Source organism: Marinihelvus fidelis, from assembly GCF_008725655.1.
Classification (GTDB): domain Bacteria; phylum Pseudomonadota; class Gammaproteobacteria; order Xanthomonadales; family SZUA-36; genus Marinihelvus; species Marinihelvus fidelis.
Genome location: NZ_VYXP01000001.1, coordinates 264227 through 286785, shown reverse-complemented (window position 1 = coordinate 286785; position 22559 = coordinate 264227). Strand labels below are relative to the sequence as shown.

Sequence of the window (22559 nt, the reverse complement as noted above, 5' to 3'; positions counted from 1 at the left end):
GCACAAACCTAGCCGCGGGGCTTCTTTCCGGGAGGCCCCGCATTCTTCTTGCCCGGCTTCCGTTTACCCGGCTTTTTGGCGAACTCGCCGCCTTTCTTTTTAAAGCCACCGGCCTTTTTCCTGGGCTTGCCGTGGTGTTCGGGCTTTACCGGTTTGCGGTGGCCTGGCTTCTCCGGCCGGCTATCGACCGCGGGTGCCTCGCCCTGGCGGGTGATGTCCAGGCGCTTGCCGGCAATCTTCAGCTTGCGAAGGTCCTGGTAGATCCCATCCGGCATGCCCGAGGGCATATCGACATAACTGTGGTCGTACTGGATATCGATGTGCCCGATCAGGCGCCCGTCGAGCCCGGCCACGTTGGCGATGGCGCCGACAATGTTGCCCGGTTTGACGCCGTGCCGCTTGCCGACTTCGATGCGATAGGTTTCGCTGCCTTCGTCCGGTTCGCCGCGTTGACGGCGAGGACCACGCTCCGCGTCATTGCCACGTTTTCCGGGAGCACGTTTGTCATCGAACTGATCACGCCGGGGTTTGTCCGGCGCCAGCAACAGGTCCTGGCCACCCAGTGACGCCTTGGCCAGCGCCGCGGCGATTTCCAGCGCCGGCACCTCGTGTTCTTTCTGGTACTGGCCCAGCAGGTTGCGCATGAACTCCAGGCCACCTTCGTCGATCATCTCGGTGATCGACTGTTTGAATCTCTCGACCCGAATGGTGTTGATCGTGTCCGCGGTAGGCAGCTCGAGCGACGCGATATCCTGCCGGGTCGCACGCTCAATCGCTTTCAGCATGCGGCGTTCGCGCGGGGCCACGAACAGGATGGCATCACCTTCGCGCCCCGCCCGGCCGGTGCGACCGATACGATGGACATAGGCCTCGGTATCGTTGGGAATGTCGTAGTTGAGGACGTGACTGATACGGTCAACGTCCAACCCACGTGCGGCGACGTCGGTGGCCACCAGGATGTCCAGGTCGCCCTTCTTCAGCCGCGCAATCATCGCTTCGCGCTGGCGCTGCTGCATATCCCCGTTCAGGGCCTCGGCGGCATAACCGCGGGCTTTCAGCCGCTCCGACAGCTCGGTCGTGGCGATCTTGGTGCGCACGAAGATGATCATGGCGTCGAAGGTCTCGGCCTCCAGGATGCGTGTCAGCGCGTCCAGCTTGTGCATGCCGCTGACCAGCCAGTAGCGCTGGCGAATGGTTTCCGCCGTGGCCGTCTTCGCCTTGATGGAAATCTCGCGCGGCTCGCGCAGGTGCTGGCGCGCAATGCGCTCGACCTCGCGCGGCATGGTGGCCGAGAACAGCGCAATCTGGCGCTCCTCCGGCAGCTGCTCCAGCACCCACTCGACATCGTCGATGAAGCCCATGCGCAGCATCTCGTCGGCCTCGTCCAGCACCAGTGCCTTCAGGCCGCCCAGCTTGAGCGTGCCGCGGCGCATGTGGTCCATGACCCGGCCCGGCGTGCCCACCACGACATGCACGCCGCGCTTGAGCTGGCGGATCTGCACGCCATAGTCCTGGCCGCCGTAGATGGGCATGACATGGAAGCCGGGCATCTGCGAGGCATAACGCTGGAATGCCTCCGAGACCTGGATGGCCAGTTCGCGCGTCGGCGCCAGCACCAGCACCTGCACCTCGTTGCGGCGCAGGTCGATGCGCGACATCAGTGGCAGCGCGAACGCCGCCGTCTTGCCGGTGCCGGTGGGCGCGTGGCCCAGCAGGTCACGGCCTTCCAGCAGTACGGGGATCGCCTGTGCCTGGATCGGCGAAGGCTGTTCATAGCCCACGGCATCCAGCGCTGCCAGCAGCGCCGGTGGCAGGTCAAGGTCACTGAAACGGAGTTCGGGCTGGGTCGGTTCGCTCATCGTGGTTCCCGGGCAGGACGCCAGGAAGCCAGCGTCGGACGTAAGAACCCCCATTCTACCTTGTCCGGCCACTGCGCAACGAATGGTCGCTGGCCGGCGATGGTGGCAAAATATGCGTTTACCCACCAGGAACCCGCCCGTGCCCTCATTCGACGTCGTCTCCGAACTCGACCACCACGAACTCAGCAACGCCGTGGACCAGGCCAATCGCGAAGTCACCACCCGCTTCGACTTCAAGGGCACCGGCTCCAACTTCGAACTGGACGGCAACCTGGTCAGCATGAATACCGAGTCCGAATTCCAGCTCGACCAGATGTACGACATCCTCTGCAACAAGCTGGTCAAGCGCGGCATCGACATCAGCTGCCTGGAACGCGGCGAACCGGTCATCCAGCTGAAAACGGCCAAACAGGGCATCACCCTGCGCGAGGGCATCGAAACCGCCGAGGCCAAGAAGATGGTCAAGCACCTGAAAGATGCCAAGCTGAAAGTCCAAGCGCAGATCCAGGGCGACCAGCTGCGCGTCACCGGCAAGAAACGCGACGACCTGCAAACGGCCATCGCCGCGCTGAAGGCCGAAGACTACGGCCTGCCGCTGCAGTTCAAGAACTTCCGCGACTGAATTCAGAGAACGTTCATCTTGCCCGGCTACACTACGCCGGACGAACCCGCATTCCCCTGCAAGGAGGCACGACCATGGCTTTCAACCCGAAATCAATCACCAAGGCGACCGCGGTACTGGCACCGTTCGCCGCGCTGCTCTTCAGCGGCTCAGTGGCCGCCGATTCCGGCGCCTACATCGGCGGCAGTATCGGCCAGTCGTACGTGGATATGGACTGCTGCGGCAGCGAAGACGACTCCGCGTGGAAGGTCTTTGGCGGCTATAACTTCGATATCACCTTCATCAACCTGGCGATCGAAGGCGAATACATCGATTTCGGTACTTTCAGCGATACGTACGTCGGAACCTCGACGCGCCACTACAGTTACGACACCAGCGCGCTGGCCGGCTTCGGCGTGGCCGGCCTCGACCTTGGCTTTATCGGCTTCTTCGCCAAGGCCGGCATCGCCGACTGGGACGCGGGCAGCGGGCAGGACGGCACCGACCCCGCCTACGGCATCGGCGCGCGCCTGACCTTCAGCTCCGTTGAAGTCCGCGCAGAGTACGAATACTTCGACATCGACAGCTCACGCCTGTCCGACCTGTCGTTGCTGTCAATCGGCGCGGCCTGGACGTTCTGAGCCGGGCAGTCCGCCGGTCGACTTGCGGTCCGCGCGCCAGAACAGGCCGGCGGCCAGGCACCAGAGCATGACGAACACCGCGTTGACACACGCGGTTCGAATAGCGGGCTCGCCGGGCGGGCCCCATTCGAGTACCGGCGCTGCGATCATGACTGCCGCATGGGCGCACGCCGTCGTGAACAGCGCCCGCGCCATGCCACGGGCCTGGAACTTCGCCAGCAGTGTGCCGGCCAGGGCAGAACCCAGCACGCCCAGGTAGGCCAGGTTGGCGGGGTTGTCCTCGTTGCCGATGATGCCGACGGCGCCATTGATCCAGACCAGGAGCAAGGCCGTCACGGCGGCGACCGTGACGCCGGATCGGTACAGGCCAGTGCGAGAAAGCCGCAGGCCGACCTCGATGGCCAGGCCCGTGCTGATCAGGAGCACCGCCGCAAAGATGAAGTCGCCCAGGCTCCAGTTCACTTCGTCGGTGAAGCGCATGGCGATGGCCGGCAACACCAGTAAAACACCGACCATGCTCCAGGCCATGACACGCCAGCTTTGCGACGTCGAAAATGTCACTTTGGCCCGCTTTTCGCTCATCACTTTGGCTCTCCCATCAAACCCTCATTAGCCCATGGTACCGGGAGATTCAGGCGCAATTCAGGCAGACGACTTACTTTTCAGGGTTTTTCACCGACAGGCCTGGCAACGAAAACAAGATGAACTGAATATAAATTTACGTTGCAAAGTAACTAAACGTTTCCTATACCTGTACATACGACTTCACTTCGAGCCACGCATCCCAAGTCATATCAAAGCGCACTGGGAAAGTGAGCCGGCTCGGAAAAGTCCGAAATTCATTCGGGCACAAGGACTAGCTCGTGCATGACTTCCGGGAAGGTGGGAGGTGAGCAGGTCCTGACATGCCACCCCCGTCGGCAGGGACGTTCGTGAGCGCCTGGCAACTGGCAACCACGGCCCCGTCAAAGGGTGCCGATTCACTTCCCGATTACAGTCTCGGACCGAACCCGGAACGGGTTCAGTCAGACGCATTGGGAGTTTTCGATGAGCATTCAATCGAGTAAGAAACTTTGCCGTGCTGAGCAGCATATCCAGGGGGCTAAAGATTGGCGGCATGGCTGGCGTCGCCTTATTGAACCCGCTGGCCTTATGGCAGCACTCTTTCTGGCCCTGGCGGCGCTTTCCCCAACCGCCTGGGCACAAACGGCATTCAACGGCTTCATCAAGTTCAGGGACTCCGACGGCAATATCCACACCCAAACGTTCAACAATATCGTCTTTCCGGGCAGTGGCGGCGGCGGTGGATCTCAGTGGAACCGGGCCCTGCCCGGCTATTACGCGCTGGACGGCCACGCGTCAAACGGCCTTTGGCACCTGTCCTGCTCCGACGACCTGTCGGACAACACGGCCAGGGTTGACCTGGACTGGTACGACGAGTATTTCGGATCCTACGACCTGACTTCACCGACCACGGCGCTTCCGGCTGGCTTTACCGATGGTGAGACGGTCGAAGTGATTGACTGGTACCTGGATCGCGTAGGCACCAATGGCGGCACCTGTGGCACACCGGTCATTCGGCCGGATCCGCGCTTCGGCGCCGGTAAGACTGCTGTTGGCAACTATGATCGCCAGTACAAGTGGACCATCGAAAAGTCGGTGACGCCGGCAGCCGCAAGCATCTTCTTCGGCGATTCACAGGCCTACGACTACACGGTCGACGTCGAGCCGAACGGTTACGAAGACATCAACCACACCGTGACCGGCCTGATTGTCGGCACCAACACCGGTGATGTGAATGTGACAGTGACCCAGGTGGCCGACAGCTTCCCGGGCAGCTCAAACGTGATGATTGACTGCGGCGGCGGGCCCATGCCCTCCCCTGTGGCGTTGAACATCGTGGTCATTCCGGGCGCTGACCTGGCCTGTGCCTACACGGCGGACAGCGACGGCACGCCCGGCATCAATACGGCCACCATCAACTACATGTTCGAGGGTGGAGAGACCGGCAGCGTACAGTTTGGCAACGACTTCACGTTCGGCAGCCCGCCGGTTAACGAGTACGACACCACGGTCAGCGTGCAGGACCAGTTCGACGGCGGCGCCGTTGAGCCACTTGGCACGTGCACGACCACCGACGGTGCAACCTCCAGCGGTGACGGCTGCAGCAGCAGTTACACGCGCACCCTGGACTGCTCCGATATCGGCGTCACGGTATCAGGCAACAGTGGCAGCAAGAGCAACACCGCTACCATCGTCGAAACTGGCCAGACGTCAATGGAGTCGGTGATGCTGACCTGCTACGCGCTCGACGTGTCCAAGACGGCAGACCCGGCATTCACACGGGAGTATCACTGGACCGTGGACAAGCTGCTCAACGACGACGAGCCAATCCGCGTCATGGAAGGCCAGTCTTACGAACTGGATTACAGCGTTTTCGTCGACCTCGACGAACCGCCGTACACCGACAGTGACTGGAGCCTTTCCGGTGACATTACCGTGAGCAACCCGGCAACCATTCCCGCCACTATCAACGGCCTTTCGGATGTATTTACAGGCGGAACGGGTGACGTCGATTGTGGTTCCGATGCGCCTTGGGTCATAGCGGCTGGCGGCACGTTGGACTGCACCTACTCAGGCGACAGTAACGGCTCAACCCCGGGCACCAACACGGCAACGGCAACTCAGCAGAACTACGCTTACGATGCAACGGGTGTTGGTTCTCCAACAGGCACGACCAACTACCAGGGCACGGCTGACTTCAACATGGCTAACCCCACGATGAAGGTTAATGCCTGCGTGGATGTTTGGGATGTGCTGAGTGTTGAGGGCGTCTTCGAAGACGATGAGCTGCTGATGCTGGAAGGTGCCCTGGTCGGTGATCCATCGCTGTGTTACTACGATGCCCCGGCAGAGTTCGGCTACACCTATGAGACGATCTGGTTCCCGGTCGGCTCCAAGGACCTGGAAGAGCCCGTATGCGAACTGCTGGTCGACAACGAAGCCTTCGTGTTCCCGTTCGTGGAACCGAATGTCATCCTGCCGGCCAATGCGCCGGAAGGCGAGCCTCTGGCCTACGATATCGTCTCCACGCTGGTGCAAAACAGCGAGTGCGTGTTCGGTTGCACCCTGACCCAGGGCTACTGGAAGACCCACTCCGCCTACGGCCCGGCGCCGTACGACGAGACCTGGGCATTGGTCGGTGAAGATACGCCCTTCTTCCTGAGCGGGCTGAGCTGGCACGACATCATGTGGACGCCCCCGCGCGGTGGCAACGCCTATATCCAGCTGGCGCACCAGTGGATCGCTGCGTACATGAACCATCTCAACGAGGCCAGCTCCACGCCTGAAGTTGACGATGCCTTGGCCAACGGTTTGCTGGTCTTCGAGGCTTGCGAACCCTGGGGCCAGGAAACAACACAGGGCAAGGGCGGCAAGAGTAAAAAACCCGCCCCGGGTGCCAGCTGTGCAGTGGCCTCCGACTGGCAGATGCGTCAGTGGGCCAACACGCTGGATCGCTACAACAATGGCGAGATCGGCCCCGGACATTGCTCCGAAAACGAAGAGGACGACGACTGAGTCGGGCTCAACGGCACCAACGGGCTGGCGGGGTCACTCGCCAGCCGCACTCCTGGCGGCAGTCTTCGGGCTGCCGCTTTTTATCTCGGAATCAACCCGTCAGTCGCGCGCGAAGCGCTTGCCGATGTTCTCGTAGGCGTCGATGCGACGGTCGCGGAAGAACGGCCAGCCGTGGCGCTGGCGGGCGATCGCGGACAGGTCCAGCTCGGCGACCAGCACGCATTCCTCGTCGGCCGGTGCCTCGATGACCACCGTGCCATCCGGGGCGGCGATAAAGCTGCGGCCCCAGAACTCGATGCCGCCGTCGCTGGCGGGGTCAGGCTCGAAACCCATGCGATTGACGGCCATCACGTAGCAGCCGTTGGCGATGGCGTGTGAGCGCTGCATGGTCTGCCAGGCCTGGTGCTGCGCGGCGCCCACCTGGTCCTTCTCTTCCGGGTGCCAGCCAATCGCCGTGGGGTAGAACAGGATCTCCGAGCCCAGCAGCGCGGTGGCGCGGGCCGCTTCCGGGTACCACTGGTCCCAGCAGATCAGTACGCCCAGCTCGCCGTGGCGGGTGGAGAAGTTCCTGAAGCCCAGGTCGCCCGGCGTGAAGTAGTACTTCTCGTAATAGCGCGGGTCATCCGGGATATGCATCTTGCGATACTTGCCGGCGTAGCCGTTGGCACCGTCCAGCACCGCGGTGGTGTTGTGGTACAGGCCGGGTGCGCGCGCCTCGAACAGGCTGGCGACGATGGCCACGTCGTGCTCGGCGGCGAGTGCCGCGAACGCGTCGGTGGTCGCGCCGGGAATCGCCTCGGCCAGCGCGTAATGGGCGTCGTCCTCGGTCTGGCAGAAGTAGCGCGAGCGGAACAGCTCCGGCAGGCAAACCACTTTCGCGCCCTGGTCGATGGCCTCGCGGGTCATCGCCAGCGCCTTCGTGGTGTTGGCCTCGACGTCGTCGCCCATGCTCATCTGCACGAATCCGGCCTTCAACAGGCGTTCTGCCATGGTCCTACTCCTCTGCTTTGCGCGGCACGCGGGCGTTGACCAGGTAGGTCTCCTCCGCGAACGCCGCCTTGTACTGGTCGAGAATCTCCATGCCGCGCTTCGGCCGCATCTCGCCCGCGTCGATCTTCTGCTTGACCTGCTGCTGCATGCGCCGGTGCAGGTCGTTGGGGAAGTACTGCACCTGGGCCAGGATGTCCTCGACCTTCTGGCCGGGGATGACCTTCTCGATCCAGAAATTGCCGTCTTCCTCGGCGTCGGCGTAAATGTGCGCCTCGGAAACCCGGCCGAACAGGTTGTGCGAATCGCCCATGATGTCCTGGTAGGCACCCATCAGGAAAATGCCCAGCGGGTAGGCCTCGCCCGGGTTCAGCGGGTGCAGGCGGACGAATTTCTTGTCCTCGTCGGCGGTGACGTACTGCGTCATCTTGCCGTCCGAATCGCAGGTCAGGTCGACCAGCATGCCGCGGCGGGTCGGGCGTTCATCCAGCCGCGCCAGCGGCACCACCGGGAACGGCTGCTCGATCGCCCAGTGGTCCAGCATGGACTGGAACACGGAGAAATCCACCAGGTACTGGTCCACCAGCAATTCCTCGAGCTGCTGCACCTCCGGCGGCGCGTACTCGGGGTCGAGCGCGCGCAGGTGCTCCAGCACCGCCGTGCAGCTGCTCCAGTACATGCGCTCGATGGTGGCGTTCTGCTCCAGCGACAAATAGCCCATGGCGAACAGCGTGGCCGCCTCTTCCTGGTTGTCGACCACGTCGTGGTAGGCCTCGATGACCTCGGCGACGCTGGCCTGGCCGGCCTCGGTGTCGCGCAGCCAGGCCAGGGTGCGGTCCAGGTTCTCCGCGATACGGTGCGCGTCCCCGGGCAGCTCGGGCTCGGCGTCGGCGTTGTTCTTGCGGTAGGCGTCGATGGTCTCGATCACCAGCACCGAGTGATGCGCCGTGATCGCGCGGCCGCTTTCCGAGACCAGCACCGGGTGTGGCACCTCGCGCTCGTCGCAGACCTCCTTGATGGCGTACACGACGGCGTTGGCGTATTCGTTCAGGCTGTAGCGGATGCCGCCCTCTTCCGAGGCGTCGGTGTAGTTCACACCCAGGCCGCCGCCGACATCGATATAGCGGATCGGCAGGCCCAGGCCGATCAGCTCGGCGTAGATGTGCGCCAGCTCGCGCGCCGCCTGGCGCAGCTGCGGGATCTCGCTGATCTGGCTGCCCAGGTGGAAATGCAGCAGCGCCAGCCGGTGGCCCTGGTCGCTGTCGCGCAATACGTCGACCACGCGCATCAGTTCCGGCAGCGAAATGCCGAACTTGGACTGGTAACCGCCGGAGTCGGCCCATTTACCGGAACCCGACGTTCGCAGGCGGATGCGTACGCCAAACTGCGTGGCCTGGTCGGCCTCGTCGGCCAGGTGCACCAGTTCCTCGAACTCGGCGTACTTCTCCATGATCGGGATCACGTTCTTGCCCAGCCGCTGGCTGGACAGGATCAGCGACAGCATGGAGCGGTCCTTGACGCCGTTGCACAGCAACAGTGTCTCGTCGGACTCCAGGTGCGCCAGCGTGGCCACCAGTTCCGCGCGCGAGCCGCACTCCAGGCCCAGGCCATAGGGCTTGCCGGCGTCGAGCACTTCCTCGACCACCTCGTGCAGCTGGTTCACCTTGATCGGGTAGACCGTGTGGTAGACGTTGTCGTAACCCGCTTCCTCGATGGCCTCGATGAAGGCGCGGTTCAGGCGGCCGACCCGCGCGCGCAGCACGTCCTGGAATCGCAGCAGTGCCGGAAAGCGAATGCCGCGGTCGCGCAGTTCCGCCAGGATGTCCTGGATGTCGATCTGCAGCGTGTCATCACCATGCGGGCGCACCGCCATGTGGCCACGGGCGTTGACGACGAAGAAACCGTCGCCCCAGGCGTCCACGCGGTAGTAGTCGGCGGCGTCCTCTACGCCCCAGGGTTCGTTCATGTCATTCATTGACCCAGCACGCAGGCAAAGACCAGCGGCGCGACGATGGTCGCGTCCGACTCGATGATGAACTTGGGCGTGTCCGCCGACAGCTTGCCCCAGGTGATCTTCTCGTTCGGCACCGCGCCCGAATACGAGCCGTAGCTGGTGGTGGAATCGCTGATCTGGCAGAAATAGCCCCAGCGCGGGGTATCGGTCTTCAGCAGGTCCTGCTCCAGCATCGGCACCACGCAGATCGGGAAGTCGCCGGCAATACCGCCACCGATCTGGAAGAAACCGATGGACGACATCTTCGCGGTCTGCTCGTACCATTCCGCCAGCATCATCATGTACTGGATGCCGCCCTTGACCGTGTGCACGTTGCCGATGTCACCGTTGATGCAGTGCGAGGCATAGATATTGCCCAGCGTGGAGTCTTCCCAGCCCGGCACGATAATCGGCAGGTTGGCCTCGCAGGCGGCCACCAGCCAGCTGTCCGTCGGGTCGATCTGGTGGAATTTGTCCAGCTTGCCGGAGCGCAGCACCTGGTACATGAATTCGTGCGGGAAATACGCCTCGCCGGCCTGGTCGGCGGCCTGCCAGACCTCCAGGATCACGTCCTCGATGCGGCGGATGGCCTCTTCTTCCGGGATGCAGGTGTCGGTGACCCGGTTCAGGTGCCGCGCCAGCAGCGCTTCTTCGTCGTCGGCCGTCAGTTCGCGGTAGTTGGGCACGCGAACGTAGTGGTCGTGCGCCACCAGGTTGAACATGTCCTCTTCCAGGTTGGCGCCGGTGCAGCAAATGGCGTGCACCTTGCCCTGGCGGATCATTTCCGCCAGCGACAGGCCCAGTTCGGCCGTGCTCATGGCGCCGGCCAGGGTCATGAACATCACCCCACCGTCTTCCACGTGCCGGACATAGGCGTCGGCGGCGTCGATCAGGGCGGCGGCGTTGAAGTGCCGGTAGTGGTGGTGAACGAATTCGCTGATGGTAGTCACGGTGTCATCTTCCTCCGTCCCGCGCGCTTCAGGCCGCGGGTACTTGTTGTGTCAGGCAGTGGAACGCGCCCAGGCCGAGCACCACGTCGGTGCAATCGATGCCGACGACGTCGCGCCCCGGAAACAGGTCCCGCAGGCGCGCCAGGTTGGGCGCGTCCACGGGGTCATTAAATACCGGCACGATGACGACCTGGTTGCCGATATAAAAATTGGCGTGACTCGCGGGCAGGCGGTCACCGTTGAAACAGACCGGGCGCGGCATGGACAGTTCAACCACGTTCAGCGGCCGGCCATCGGCCAGGCGTAGTGTGTCCAGCCGCTCACGGTTCTCGGCCAGCGGCGCGTGATTCTCGTCGCCGGCATCACCTTCAATCATCGTCACCACGGTGTCCTCGGCGACGAAGCGCGTAATGTCGTCGATATGGCCGTCGGTGTCGTCACCGACGATGCCGTCCCCCAGCCACATGACATGGTTGACGCCCAGGTTGGCCTTCAGGGCCGCCTCGATCCCGTCCCGGCCCATGGTCGGGTTGCGATTCGGGTTCAGCAGGCAGTTCTCGGTAGTCATCAGCGCGCCGGCGCCGTTGACCTCGATCGAGCCGCCTTCGAGGATCATGTCGATGCTGCGGCAGGGCACACCCAGCGCCTCGGCCATCTGCGGGGGGATCGCGTTGTCGCGGTCGAACGGCGGGTATTTTCCGCCCCAGGCGTTGAAGCCGAAATCCAACGCCAGCAGCGGCGCATCCGCACCCGCGCGGCTGACAAAGATCGCACCGTGGTCGCGGCACCAGGCATCGTTGGTCGGGAAGTGGTGAAAGCGTACATTGGCCGCCGTCGCCACACCTTCCAGGTGGGCGCGGACATGGGCCTCGTGGGCCGCGTCCAGCACATTGATGCGCACCAGCTCGGTCGCCGACAAAACGCCAACAAAACGTGCCATCACCGGCTCCACCGGCTCGAACTTGCCGGGCCAGGAGTCACGGTTATGCGGCCAGGATATCCACGTGCACTGGTGCGGCGCCCACTCAGGGGGCATCGCGTACCCGGCCTGGGCGGGTGTGCGCTGATCGTTCATCAATTGACCCAATTTTAACGGTGCCTTCACGGCCGCCGGCAACAAAAACCGCTATTTTACGTTCAAGAACATCGCCCTGTATGCAAAAAAGGTTCACCCCCGTGACTGACGCCCCATCCATTGTCTGGTTCCGGCGCGACCTGCGCGTCAATGACAATCCCGCGCTGTCCCGCGCCATCGCCGGCGGTGGCCCTGTGCTGCCTGTGTATGTGCTGGCCGATGACGAGGACGGCGACTGGCGGCCGGGTGGTGCCAGCCGCTGGTGGCTGCACCACGCGCTCGCCAGCCTGGCCGATGCGCTGGATGAACTGGGCCTGCCGCTGGTACTGGAACAGGGTTCCAGCATCGATACCCTGCGCCGCCTGGCCGACGAGACCAACGCCGGCCAGGTGCTGTGGAACCGCCGCTACGAGCCCGCGGCCATCGAGCGCGATGCCCGGGTCGAAGCGGCCCTCCGCGACGATGGGCTCGAGACCTGGACCGGTAACGCCGCCTTGCTGTGGGAGCCGGACCAGGTCAGCAACCAGTCCGGCAAGCCGTTCCGCGTGTTCACGCCATTCTGGAAACACCTGCGCTCCCTGCCCGCCGAAACACCCGTACTGCTTCCGGACAGCCGCCCGCGCGCGCCCGACACGGTGCCCGACGGCCTGGCGCCGGAAGAACTGGACCTGTTACCCAAGCGCGACTGGGCAGACGGTTTTTCCAACCGTTGGACACCCACCCTGAACGGGGCGTCTGACGCCCTGCAGGCGTTTCTCGACGGGCCGGTGAATCGTTATGGCGAGCAACGCGACATCCCCGCCGAGGCCGGCACGTCCCGCCTCTCGCCCTACCTGGCGCATGGCCAGCTGGGGCCGCGCCAGGTCTGGGCGGCGGTTCATGCCTCCGGCGCCGTCGACCGCGGCGTGGGTTACAAGTACCTGAGCGAGATCGCCTGGCGCGAGTTTGGCTACCACCTGCTGGTTCACTTCCCCGACACGCCCACCCAGGCGCTGAACGAGAAGTACCGCGCGTTCCCCTGGTCCGCGGATGAGGAGACGCTGCAAGCCTGGCAGACAGGGCTGACCGGCTACCCGATCGTCGACGCCGGCATGCGCGAACTCTGGGCCACGGGCTGGATGCATAACCGCGTACGCATGGTGGTCGCCAGCCTGCTGGTCAAGCACCTGCTGCAGCCCTGGCAGGACGGCGCGCGCTGGTTCTGGGACACCCTGGTCGACGCGGACCTGGCCAGTAACACGCTGGGATGGCAGTGGTCGGCCGGATGCGGCGCCGACGCCGCGCCCTACTTCCGCATCTTCAACCCGATGCTGCAGGGCGAGAAGTTCGATGCCGAAGGAGACTACGTGCGGCGCTGGGTACCTGAACTCGCGGACCTGCCTGCGAAACACATTCACACGCCGTGGGAGGCGCCGGCGGCCGTGTTACGCGAAGCCGGTGTGCGCCTGGGTGAGACCTACCCGGAACCCGTTATCGACCACAAGGCCGGCCGCGAGCGCGCGCTGGCGGCGCTGGCGCAGTTGAGAAACGGCTAGCGCCCGGGCCGCCCTCGGCGACGTAACTGGTCCAGCCGCTGCTGCCGCGACGTCAGGCCAATGTAGCCCGGCGCGACGGACTGGAACGGGGTCGGCTCGATGCCCAGTTCCGGCAGTACGTTCGGCTCGGCCACGTTGTCCAGCTGCAGCGACTGGTAGTTGTCCAGCGTGAATGGCCGCCCGGGTACCCAGTTCATCGCCAGCGCTTGCGAGCGTGACAGCGAATCGGGCAGCCCCGGCACCCAGCGCTTGCGGCCCATCATCTTGGCCGTCCAGCGCACCAACTCCCGCAGCGTGTAGATACGCGGGCCACCCAGCTCCATGACCGGCCCCAGCGTGCCGTGCGAGGCCAGCGTGCGGCACATGGCGGCGGCCACATCCCCCACGAACACGGGCTGCATGCGCGCCTCCGGGCAGGCTAACGGCAGCACCGGTGCGTATCGCAACAGGCCGGCGAAGCGGTTAAAGAAGGTATCGCCTGGCCCGAAGATCACCGATGGACGGTAGATGCTGACATCCAGGCCGCTGTTCAGCAGCAGTGCCTCGGCCCGGCCCTTGCTGGCCAGGTACTGGCTTTCGCCCTCACCGGCATTGATGGCGCTGACGTGCAGGATGCGCCTGACCCCGGCGGCGCCGGCGGCCTTGCAGATGGAGCCGACCAGGTCCACGTGAACACGCTGGAAATCGCTGTCGCCGAACAGGCTTTCGTTGAGGATGCCCGCCATGCTGACAACGGCGTCGCTGCCTTCAAATCGGGCTTCAAGTGCGGCCGCGTCATTGACATCGGCGGCCACCAGGTGGGTGTTCGGCACCAGGCGACAGGCCTTCCGGCGCGCGGCATCACGCGTCAGGACAATACACTCGTGACCTTCGCGTGCCAGCGACCGGACCAGGTTCTGGCCCAGGAATCCACTGGCGCCGACAAGCACAATTCGCACGGCGTTCTCCGGGTCGGGAACAGGCTCCCAAAGAACTATTCTAGTCGACCCAGCCGATCTCGTTGGCGGTGGCCACGCCGATCACGCACTGGCCCAGTGACGATGGCATCCGGGCGCGGAACGGCGACTCGGCGATCCGGGCGCCCATGATCTCGGCCCGCCGCTGCGGGTACAGCGGGTCCTGCAGCGGATTGGCCAGGCCATCCGGGGGAATGGGCTGGCCGCTGTAAAGCTCGTACTTGTCCGTCGCCCCCAGCACATGCAGCAACTCGTGCACGATGACCACGCGGTTCATCGCCGCCTGACCATTGGACGCGAAGGCATTGACCACGCCGTAGCGACCCTTGCGCATACCCAGCGAGGCGTCCAGGACCACGCCATTGCGCGCGGCCTGGTACTTCACGAACAGGCGCACATCCGCGCTTGGCAGGCCGTCGACACGGCCATTGCGCCAGGCCCACCAGCGCATCTTCAGGCTCCAGACAGCGACGGAAAAACGGTTGCCGTCGGTGGGCGGTGGGGGCGGCAGCGAATCCACGCGCGGCGCCAGTTGCACGTGCACGGGGTCCGCCAGCGGCACCCCGTGCCGTCGCGCCTGCTGGCCGATGAACGTCGAGATCTCGTCAAACTGCTCCGGGCGCAAGGCATCGATATAGCTGCGGGTGACGGCCTGCCCGTCGGCGGCGATGGGGTACACGGTCACCCACAGGGTTCGCTCCCACGAGGCCAGCCGGGCCTGGCCGAGGAACTGGTTGCTGGCGACGGCCACCAGCACCAGCAACAACAGCAGGATGCGAACCAGCTTGAAAAGCTTCAATCGCCAGGCCGGTGTCTGATCATTGCGCCTGCGCCGGCAGTGTCGCGGCCAGCGCCAGCAGGCGACCCACGATCGACTGCACCAGGGTGGCATCGATGCCACCAGCCGGATGGTTGGCCATGGCCACCACGACCACGGGGTCTTCACCCTCGCGCTCGAGCATGAAGGCATGGGTCAGCACCAGCAGGCCGTTGGCACCGGACTCCAGGCTGCCGCCCTTGTACCAGACGCGATCCCATTCGCTGCGAAGGTTGGGTTGCGCGGCCGAAGTCTGCAACGCACGATCAACCAGCAAGGCCGCATCGGAACCGGGCGCGTGCAACCGGTGCCGCGCGAAGGCGCCGCAGACGTCCATCGGGCTGGCGCGCCAGGCGCCATCGATGAACAACGACTCGTTGTTGTAGCCTCCACCCCCGGAACCGGACGCGCCCAGCGGCACGATGCGTTCTTCAAGGAACTGGCGCTGGAACGACTCGGTGCCGTCCAGGTACTCCATCGACTCGGCCATCGGGAAGGAGAAGAACAGGTGGAACTGCTCGCTGATGCCCAGTTGCGGCGCCATCACCTCGGGCATTGAGTGGCCATACTCGGCATGCAGGCCGTCGATGCGGTCACGCCCTGCCAGCGCCAGCAGCATGTCTGTGGCGGTGTTGTCACTGACGCCCATCATCAGCGTCGACAGCTGGTCCACCGACAGCGGCAGCCCGGCGGGCTCGGCAAACAACGGCCCGCCGCGCACCTGCTTGCCGCCATCGATTCCGGCCACCTGGTCGTGGTACAGCGCGCGCTCGTCCAGCGCGCTGGCCACACCGGCGAGCACCCAGATCTTGAAGATCGACGCGGTCGAGCGCAGCGTGTTGGCATTGCGCCCGGTCACGGCCTGGCACTGGTTCTGGTCGTTAATCCGCGCCACCACCAGGCCCGGCTGGTCTGAGAGGCTGGCGAACCGGTCCGCCGCCTGGTCCATACTCAGTGCCGCGTCGCTGGCATAAATGACCGAGGTGCCGCCAAAACCGTAGTCATAAAAATACAGGCTGTTGATCTTGCCATCGCCCAGGTTGGCATCCAGCACCGTGAAGGCACGGCGGTTGTCCTGGGCCGTGAGCACGGCGACGATGCTGGTCGGCGCCATGGAAATGGGGTCGTTGATCCCGGCGCCGCGGAACAGCTGCCGATTGCTGGTCAGCAGGTTTCGGGTTACCGCCAGCGAATTGTTCGCCAGCCAGGCGTCACTGAAGTGTTCGCGCAGCACTTCGTCGCTGAAGGGCTCGTCGCCGGCAAAGCGATCCAGCAGCCAGCGCATCTGCTGCCCCGCCGCGTTATCCGGCGTGGCCACCCGGCCATCGTCATCCGCCGGGTAGCGGTTGACCAGCACCGGGTCCACGCAGCTGTTGGGGCCGATGCCCACCAGTTGCTGCAGGTCGAAGCCGAAACTGACGAAATCCACCGGGTCGGTGTTGGTGAAATCCAGGTAGCTGCCGTCACACTGAAGGCTGACGCGCGTGCGGCCCACCGGCTCGCGGACCACGTCGGCGGGATCGAATTCCGGCCCGAAACGGCCGCCCACCGGCTGCAGCATGTCCAGGCTGAAACTGCCCTCGGCCGCCGAGGCTCCACCCAGCGAAAGCATCCAGGCCTGGTTACCGTTGATGTCATAGGTGAACCAGTACACCACCTGCCGGCCGTCCTCGAGAATCTCCAGGATCAGGCCTTCACCATCGCGCTCGGGGTTGTACCAGGAACCACTCTTGCGCGGCACCGTAGGCGACGCCGCGGCCACCACTTCAACCGGGCGCGTGGCGCGAACGATGGACTGTTCACCGGCAGTGCCATCGATCACGTACGCCGCGGTCCCGGCGCTGTCGCTGGCGAAGGTCAGGGTCAGTTCACCCACGGCAATGCGCTTGACGGCGTCCTTGTCGAAGCCGGGGCCAAACTCGCCCCCCTGGGTGACCAGCAACTCCGGAAAATGCAGTTCATCGCCCGAGGCGTTGCCCAGGCCGGTGAACCAGCGCTGCGCGCCGTCGGCGTCGTAGGTAAACCAGTAGACCACGGCCAGGTTGTCATTGATGAACTGGACGACAAAGCCTTCGCCGTCGTGCGTGGGATCGAACCAGGAGCCGCTGCGCTCGACAACGGCCATGGCGGCGGCAAGCGGGCTCAGCGCGCAGCCCAGGCACAACGCGAGCACCAGCAGCCCGTACTTGATTCTCCCTTTCATGACTCCCCCCTGAATCAAATCGTTACGCGATTTATAGCACCGCTCAGCCCGGGTGCGCCAGCCAGATGGTATGGCGAGTGCCCTTGCTGCCATGGGCGTAGACCTGCTTTTCATCAACACGATAGCCTGCCCGCCCCAGCAAACGCCCGAAGGCCGCATCCGGGCCGGCCGACCAGTACGCCACCCGACCCCCGGGCGCGAGCGCCGCGCGCGTGGCCGCCAGGCCGGCCGGTGAGTAGATCCAGTCGTTGCCGTCCTGGGTCAGCCCCTCGGGGCCGTTGTCGACATCAAGCGCAATGGCATCAAAGCGGGCATCGCCGCTCCGCAGCAGGTCGGCCACGTCGCCAATGAACACGCGGGTGCGGGGGTCGTCCAGCGGCCGGCCGGCGCGCTCGCCCAACGGCCCGCGGTTCCAGTCCACGACTTCGGGGATCAGTTCGGCCACTGTCACCTCGGCACCCTCGCCCACCGTCTTCAGTACCGCCGCCAGCGTGAACCCCATGCCCAGGCCGCCGACCAGTACACGCGCGTCCCGTTGGCGTGCCAGCCCGACGCAGACCAGCTCACCCAGCGCGTCCTCGGAGCCGTGTTTTCGCGAATTCATCAACTCCGTGCTGCCGGAGATGTGAATGAAGAAATCGTCCTTGCCCTGGTGCAGGTCCAGGCGTTTGGCAGTTCCGGGAATGGGCGCCTCGCCCAGCTTGGTCCAGTGTCTCATCGGCTCATTGTCCGGTAGCGGCGCGACAGCGTCCAGCGGGCTTCGACGCGCCGAATCCGTCCACGCGCGCCGCCGCGTTCTGCTATGGTCAATGGCCCGATCCAACCCCTTCCCCAAGGAGCAAACCATGAGCCAGGCGAAAGCAGGCGACACCGTCAAGATTCACTACACCGGCACGCTGGATGACGGCACCCAGTTCGATTCATCCGACGGCCGCGACCCGCTCGAGTTCGAAGTCGGCTCCGGCCAGGTCATCGCCGGCTTCGACAAGGCCGTCGAGGGCATGGCCGTTGGCGATGAGAAGACCATCAACATCCCGTCCGAAGAAGCCTACGGCCCGCGCCACGACCAGATGATCCAGGATGTGCCCAAAGAGGCCCTGCCCGATGGCCTGGAGCCGGAAATTGGCATGACGCTGCAGGCGCGCAACCAGGGTGGCCAGCCGCTGAACCTGACCGTCACCGCCATCGGCGACGACACCATCACCGTCGACGGCAACCACCCGCTGGCCGGCAAGGACCTGAATTTCGACCTCAAGCTGGTCGCGATCGGCTGACCGCCCATGCAGCGCCGGGACTTCGTCAAGCTGGGTGCCGGCGCCATCGCGCTGGGCACACTCGGGCGCCACGTGGCCGCCAACGACCGCCTGCAGGTGGGCGTGATCGGCTGCAATGGCATGGGCTGGGCCAATACCACCTCGTTGCTCAAGCAGGATGATTTCGACGTCGTCGCCATCTGCGATGTCGACCGGTCCGTCATCGAACGCCGCCAGGCGGACTACGCCAGGCTGCGCAAAAACCGCCCGGACAGTTACGGCGACTACCGCGAATTGCTCGCCCGGCCGGACGTCGACGCCGTCATCATCGGCACGCCGGACCACTGGCATTGCCGGCAGATGATCGACGCCGTGCGCGCCGGTAAGCACGTTTACGTGGAAAAACCGGTGGCCAACAGCATCGGTGAATGCCGGCTGATGGTCGACGCCGCCCGCGAATCGGGCCTGGCGGTCCAGACCGGCCAGTGGCAGCGCAGCGGACCGCACTACCAGCGCGCCCGCGAGATCGTCCGGTCCGGCGTGCTGGGCCAGATCCGCCTGGTGCGGACCTGGGCCTACCAGGGCTGGATGAAGCCGGTGCCGGTCAAGCCCGACGAGCCGGGCCCCGCGGGCGTCGACTACGACATGTGGCTGGGCCCGGCGCCGAAACGGCCCTACAACCCCAACCGGTTCCACTTCAATTTCCGCTGGTTCTGGGACTATGCCGGCGGCCTGATGACCGACTGGGGCGTTCACGAGATCGACATCGCGCTGTGGGTCATGGGAGCCAGCGCACCGGAAACCGTGATGGCATCAGGCGGCAAGCTGGCCTGGCCCGATGACGCCTCGGAAACGCCGGACACCTTGCAGGCGGCATACCGCTACAAGGACTTCAGCATGCTTTGGGAGCATGCCACCGGCATCGACCTGGGGCCTTATCGCATGCCCGAAGGCATCGCGTTCGTGGGCAACAACGGCACGCTGGTGGTGAGTCGCGGAGGCTACGATGTCTACCCCGAGCACGAGTTCGTCGGCTGGGGCAAGGAAGGGCCGCCCAAGATGGAGGCGATCGAGTCGGGCTATCCGGCCGAGGGCGTCAACACCCTGGACCTGCACACCGCCAATTTCGCCGACGCCATCCGCGCCGGCGACCCGTCGCGACTGAACACGCCGATCGAATCCGGCGCACTGGCGGCGATCAACGCGCAGATGGGCAATATCGCCTACCGCACCGGTGACCAGCTGGCCTGGAATGCCGATTCAGGCGCGTTTGACGACAACGAGGCCGCCAACCAACTGATCATGGCGGACTACCACAACGGCTGGACGCCGGACTGACCGGGGCGCGCGGGCCGCGCCCCGGTCCGGGTACTTACTGGCTGACCGCGCCCAGGTGGTCGGCCAGTTGCTCGGCCCAGGATCGCAGCATGCGGTCAGCGGCCGCGCGGTTCGTAACCGAGTTCGCAACTTCGCGCATACCGTGATCGTCGGCCCGGGAATCCACCACGCGGGCGATCAGCTCATCCTTGGGCGCGTCATACAGTTCCATGTAGAGTGTCATCGATCCGGCGGACTGTACCCAGGTGATGCTCGGGCCGCCGCGCCTGAGGTCCGGCGCCGTCACATCCAGGTTAAGGATCGCGGGCCGCACGGCCAGTACGCCATCGGCTGGCGCGTCGACCACCTTGTAGCCTTTCTTCGTCAGAACCTCTGAGAAAACCTTGTTGAATTCCTCGGCGACGCCCTTCTTGATCCGCTCAATGTCCTTGTCCATGACGCGGCCTTGCAGCCCGACCTCACCCAGGTTGTAGTCCCGCTCCCAGTTCTTCTTGAACTGCACGAAACAGTCCACCAGCATGACCTCGGTGTAGTTCGACAGGTCGGCGCCCGGCTTGGCATAGACCAGGTCGGCCTTGGTGTCGTGCAACCGGTGCAGGCCATTTGAGTCGACATCGGGCAAGTCGTCTTTCGCAACCGCCGCCGAGGTGGCGACCATCAGGGCCAGGACAAGCGAACGACAGCCAGGCGCGATGGACTTTGAGTGGAATCCGGACATGTTGAGCTCCTTGTTGATTAGCGTATGGAACCGCGATGCTGGAATGGTACATCGCAACGCGGAAACCCGTTAGTGCGTCGGATGCGCCGGCTCGACAAACTGCCGGTACTGCGCGCGAACCTCGTCAACCGTCAGCGCCCGATTGAAAAACATCAGGTCGTCGAAACGGCCATTGAACGGGTTGCGCTCCAGCGTGTTCTGCGGATAGCTGCCGCCAATCTTGATGCCACGCGGGTCGGTCGCTGACGAGAGGTCCGGCTTGGGTGGGCCGTCGACCGCCCAGGGGTCGCCGGCGGTGGTGTATTCGGCGTCGATGGCCTCACCGTTGATGAACAGCGCCATCTCGCCGGCATCGTAATCGAACGTGGCCGCCACGTGGGTCCAGCGGTCGCGCGGCAGGTAGGCCTGCCAGTCGCCGGGTGCGGCCAGCAACAGCGATGTCCCCTCGTCCTCGCGCCGGCCCAGGGCCACCAGGCGCAGGGTGTCATTGACGGTGATGATCTCCACCAGCGCACGGACCAGGTGCCCTTCCGAGGTGCCGGACAGTATGCCGAACAGCCCTACAGAGCCGAAACGGTCGCCCGGCTCCGCCGAGGTCGTGTTCATGCCCGGGTGCGCACCCGTGGGCTTGACCCAGCCCATCAACGTGATGGCCTGCGCGGCGTTGAACGCGTTGAGCGTGGTCACACCGCCTTCGGCGTAGACGCCCGCCTTCCAGTCGTCATTGCCTTCGGACTCAGGGTTTACCTGGCGCGTTTGCAGCGCCCGGCCCGCGCCCGGCCAGGCCGCGTCGTCCACCCGCATGTCGGCACCGCCGTTGACCAGCCACAGCGAGGTCCCGGATAGGCCCAGGTCGGTTTCCTGGCCCGGGTCGTCCGCCAGCGGGTGGTCGAAATCGTAGTGATTGACCAGGTCAGCGGCCAGGCCCGGCAGGACGGCCGGGGACGCCGCGGCGGCCTGCCCACCCAGCTCCGCGCGGACCACCGGGAAGCCCTGGTTCATCCAGCCGAAGATGCCTTCGTACAGCACCGCGGTGCGGGTATAGCCCAACCCGGCAAGCTGGTCGATGATGTAGTCCGCCGCCGCGCGCGGGCAGGAGCAGTAGGCGACGATCTGCGCGTCCCTGGGCAGGGTCTCCACCTTCGCCGCCAGGTCGGTGTAATACGGGAACGGCACCGCGCCCTCGATATGCGCGCGCTGCCAGACCGAGGTCACGCGCGTGTCCAGCAGCACCAGTCGCTTCTTCGCCACCATCGCGGCGTGCAGTTCCGGGGCGGTCACATAGCGGCCATCCCGCAGCTCGAATTCGGGGTCAGGCTGGTCCGGGTTCAGCACGTACTGGTCCGGCGTGGGCAACGCGCGCAGTGCCGGCCGCTCACCGGCCGGGTCCTTCGCCAGGCTGCGGATGTAGGCCGTCACGTTGTCGATGTCCGCTGCCGCCAGCACCCCTTCAAAGGCCGGCATCGGCGTGTCCTGGCGCCCTTTCTCGATGGCATAGCGGATGAACTCATCCTTGTTGTGCGCCAGCGCCGACGGGTTGGCCAGCGCCGGTGCCGTCACGCCCTCGCCGTCGACACCATGGCAATCCGCGCAGTGTTGCCGGTAAACGGCCGCGCCACGGGTGATATCACCCGGCACCGGGTCCTCGCTGAGCTTCACCCGCTCCGCACCGGACTCCCAGAACAGCCAGTAGGTCAGGTCCCAGGCCTCGTCGAGCGTCAGTGGGCCACCCACCTCGTCCAGGTAACCGCCCATGGGCGTGCCCTCGCGACCATAGGACAACGGCCGCAGGATGGCGTGCGGCACGCCGGACTCGAACAGGCTCTGGCTGCGCAGCGAGGGCGCATGGTCGTTGACATGACCCTGGCGATCATCGCCATGACACAGCGCGCAATACTGCTGGTAGTTGGCCGCGGCCGTGGCGGCCTGCTCGGCCGTCAACTGGCGCGGCGGCCGCTCGCGCTCGTACTCCCGGGCCTGTGCCGGTGAACCGCCAACCCACTGCAGGGCGAGCGCCAGCAGCGTAAGGAACAACAATCCATGTTTCATCAGAT

The 22559-nt window shown here is 64.9% G+C and carries 18 protein-coding genes; 6 read left to right on the top strand and 12 right to left on the bottom strand.

Annotated elements, in window-relative coordinates:
- Positions 1 to 8: 8 nt before the first annotated feature.
- The gene (locus tag F3N42_RS01095; protein ID WP_150862530.1) at positions 9 to 1859 is read right to left on the bottom strand and encodes a DEAD/DEAH box helicase; all 1851 of its coding nucleotides are present in this window, start codon (positions 1857 to 1859) and stop codon (positions 9 to 11) included.
- A gap of 139 nt (positions 1860 to 1998) precedes the next feature.
- Here F3N42_RS01095 and F3N42_RS01090 point away from each other — a divergent pair, with 139 nt between their 5' ends.
- Together F3N42_RS01090 and F3N42_RS01085 are read left to right on the top strand one after the other, a co-directional pair.
- Positions 1999 to 2481, top strand: coding sequence for a YajQ family cyclic di-GMP-binding protein (locus F3N42_RS01090; protein ID WP_150862528.1), 483 nt, complete (start codon positions 1999 to 2001; stop codon positions 2479 to 2481).
- A gap of 74 nt (positions 2482 to 2555) precedes the next feature.
- Positions 2556 to 3101 (top strand): outer membrane beta-barrel protein, encoded by a 546-nt coding sequence (locus tag F3N42_RS01085; RefSeq protein WP_150862526.1) that lies wholly within the window; start codon positions 2556 to 2558, stop codon positions 3099 to 3101.
- On the opposite strand, the gene F3N42_RS01080 is transcribed toward F3N42_RS01085, so the two are convergent.
- Positions 3075 to 3683, bottom strand: coding sequence for a hypothetical protein (locus F3N42_RS01080; RefSeq protein ID WP_150862524.1), 609 nt, complete (start codon positions 3681 to 3683; stop codon positions 3075 to 3077). The two genes, F3N42_RS01085 and F3N42_RS01080, sit on opposite strands and share 27 nt — an antisense overlap.
- A 570-nt stretch (positions 3684 to 4253) precedes the next feature.
- Between F3N42_RS01080 and F3N42_RS01075 the strand changes: the two genes are divergently transcribed.
- Positions 4254 to 6680, top strand: coding sequence for a hypothetical protein (locus F3N42_RS01075; protein WP_150862523.1), 2427 nt, complete (start codon positions 4254 to 4256; stop codon positions 6678 to 6680).
- Between the two features lie 99 nt (positions 6681 to 6779).
- Here the strand turns inward: F3N42_RS01075 and F3N42_RS01070 are convergent, their stop codons facing one another.
- The 4 genes from F3N42_RS01070 to F3N42_RS01055 are packed head-to-tail and all read right to left on the bottom strand — an operon-like array spanning position 6780 to position 11685.
- Positions 6780 to 7670 carry a carbon-nitrogen hydrolase gene (locus F3N42_RS01070; protein WP_150862521.1) on the bottom strand — a complete coding sequence of 297 codons (891 nt, stop codon included), beginning with the start codon at positions 7668 to 7670 and terminating at the stop codon, positions 6780 to 6782.
- A 4-nt stretch (positions 7671 to 7674) separates the two neighbouring features.
- Entirely contained in the window at positions 7675 to 9633 is a 1959-nt protein-coding gene (speA, locus tag F3N42_RS01065) for a biosynthetic arginine decarboxylase (RefSeq protein WP_224784619.1), read from the bottom strand.
- A gap of 5 nt (positions 9634 to 9638) precedes the next feature.
- The gene (locus tag F3N42_RS01060) at positions 9639 to 10610 is read right to left on the bottom strand and encodes a deoxyhypusine synthase family protein (RefSeq protein WP_224784618.1); all 972 of its coding nucleotides are present in this window, start codon (positions 10608 to 10610) and stop codon (positions 9639 to 9641) included.
- Between the two features lie 28 nt (positions 10611 to 10638).
- Positions 10639 to 11685, bottom strand: coding sequence for an agmatine deiminase family protein (locus tag F3N42_RS01055; RefSeq protein WP_224784617.1), 1047 nt, complete (start codon positions 11683 to 11685; stop codon positions 10639 to 10641).
- 101 nt (positions 11686 to 11786) lie between these two features.
- On the opposite strand from F3N42_RS01055, the gene F3N42_RS01050 reads away from it, so the two are divergent.
- Positions 11787 to 13220 (top strand): cryptochrome/photolyase family protein, encoded by a 1434-nt coding sequence (locus tag F3N42_RS01050; protein WP_224784616.1) that lies wholly within the window; start codon positions 11787 to 11789, stop codon positions 13218 to 13220.
- On the opposite strand, the gene F3N42_RS01045 is transcribed toward F3N42_RS01050, so the two are convergent.
- From F3N42_RS01045 to F3N42_RS01030, 4 genes are read right to left on the bottom strand one after another with little or no spacing between them, the layout of a single operon-like run.
- Positions 13217 to 14158, bottom strand: a complete 942-nt coding sequence (locus F3N42_RS01045; RefSeq protein ID WP_191621151.1) for a complex I NDUFA9 subunit family protein — start codon at positions 14156 to 14158, stop codon at positions 13217 to 13219. The genes F3N42_RS01050 and F3N42_RS01045 overlap by 4 nt on opposite strands.
- A gap of 40 nt (positions 14159 to 14198) precedes the next feature.
- Positions 14199 to 14975, bottom strand: a complete 777-nt coding sequence (locus tag F3N42_RS01040; protein WP_150862516.1) for a hypothetical protein — start codon at positions 14973 to 14975, stop codon at positions 14199 to 14201.
- Between the two features lie 19 nt (positions 14976 to 14994).
- Positions 14995 to 17196: a serine hydrolase gene (locus tag F3N42_RS01035; protein WP_191621150.1), complete on the bottom strand. Its 2202-nt coding sequence runs from the start codon at positions 17194 to 17196 to the stop codon at positions 14995 to 14997.
- 43 nt (positions 17197 to 17239) lie between these two features.
- Entirely contained in the window at positions 17240 to 17914 is a 675-nt protein-coding gene (locus tag F3N42_RS01030) for a spermine/spermidine synthase domain-containing protein (RefSeq protein ID WP_150862513.1), read from the bottom strand.
- A 127-nt stretch (positions 17915 to 18041) separates the two neighbouring features.
- Here F3N42_RS01030 and F3N42_RS01025 point away from each other — a divergent pair, with 127 nt between their 5' ends.
- Together F3N42_RS01025 and F3N42_RS01020 are read left to right on the top strand one after the other, a co-directional pair.
- Positions 18042 to 18470: an FKBP-type peptidyl-prolyl cis-trans isomerase gene (locus F3N42_RS01025; protein ID WP_150862511.1), complete on the top strand. Its 429-nt coding sequence runs from the start codon at positions 18042 to 18044 to the stop codon at positions 18468 to 18470.
- Between the two features lie 6 nt (positions 18471 to 18476).
- A complete protein-coding gene (locus F3N42_RS01020; protein WP_150862510.1) occupies positions 18477 to 19787 on the top strand; it encodes a Gfo/Idh/MocA family protein in 1311 nt (436 codons plus the stop codon).
- A 34-nt stretch (positions 19788 to 19821) separates the two neighbouring features.
- On the opposite strand, the gene F3N42_RS01015 is transcribed toward F3N42_RS01020, so the two are convergent.
- The gene (locus F3N42_RS01015) at positions 19822 to 20505 is read right to left on the bottom strand and encodes a DUF3313 family protein (RefSeq protein WP_150862508.1); all 684 of its coding nucleotides are present in this window, start codon (positions 20503 to 20505) and stop codon (positions 19822 to 19824) included.
- A 69-nt stretch (positions 20506 to 20574) separates the two neighbouring features.
- A complete protein-coding gene (locus tag F3N42_RS01010; protein WP_150862507.1) occupies positions 20575 to 22554 on the bottom strand; it encodes a c-type cytochrome in 1980 nt (659 codons plus the stop codon).
- Positions 22555 to 22559 lie beyond the last annotated feature (5 nt).

Excerpts from the sequence above, each read along its gene's own strand:
- F3N42_RS01095 (WP_150862530.1), bottom strand. The coding sequence starts at position 1,859 with ATGAGCGAACCGACCCAGCCCGAACTCCGTTTCAGTGACCTTGACCTG.
- F3N42_RS01085 (WP_150862526.1), top strand. The coding sequence starts at position 2,556 with ATGGCTTTCAACCCGAAATCAATCACCAAGGCGACCGCGGTACTGGCA.
- F3N42_RS01080 (WP_150862524.1), bottom strand. The coding sequence starts at position 3,683 with ATGAGCGAAAAGCGGGCCAAAGTGACATTTTCGACGTCGCAAAGCTGG.
- F3N42_RS01075 (WP_150862523.1), top strand. The coding sequence starts at position 4,254 with ATGGCAGCACTCTTTCTGGCCCTGGCGGCGCTTTCCCCAACCGCCTGG.
- F3N42_RS01070 (WP_150862521.1), bottom strand. The coding sequence starts at position 7,670 with ATGGCAGAACGCCTGTTGAAGGCCGGATTCGTGCAGATGAGCATGGGC.
- speA (WP_224784619.1), bottom strand. The coding sequence starts at position 9,633 with ATGAACGAACCCTGGGGCGTAGAGGACGCCGCCGACTACTACCGCGTG.
- F3N42_RS01055 (WP_224784617.1), bottom strand. The coding sequence starts at position 11,685 with ATGAACGATCAGCGCACACCCGCCCAGGCCGGGTACGCGATGCCCCCT.
- F3N42_RS01035 (WP_191621150.1), bottom strand. The coding sequence starts at position 17,196 with ATGAAAGGGAGAATCAAGTACGGGCTGCTGGTGCTCGCGTTGTGCCTG.
- F3N42_RS01030 (WP_150862513.1), bottom strand. The coding sequence starts at position 17,914 with ATGAGACACTGGACCAAGCTGGGCGAGGCGCCCATTCCCGGAACTGCC.
- F3N42_RS01025 (WP_150862511.1), top strand. The coding sequence starts at position 18,042 with ATGAGCCAGGCGAAAGCAGGCGACACCGTCAAGATTCACTACACCGGC.
- F3N42_RS01020 (WP_150862510.1), top strand. The coding sequence starts at position 18,477 with ATGCAGCGCCGGGACTTCGTCAAGCTGGGTGCCGGCGCCATCGCGCTG.
- F3N42_RS01015 (WP_150862508.1), bottom strand. The coding sequence starts at position 20,505 with ATGTCCGGATTCCACTCAAAGTCCATCGCGCCTGGCTGTCGTTCGCTT.
- F3N42_RS01010 (WP_150862507.1), bottom strand. The coding sequence starts at position 22,554 with ATGAAACATGGATTGTTGTTCCTTACGCTGCTGGCGCTCGCCCTGCAG.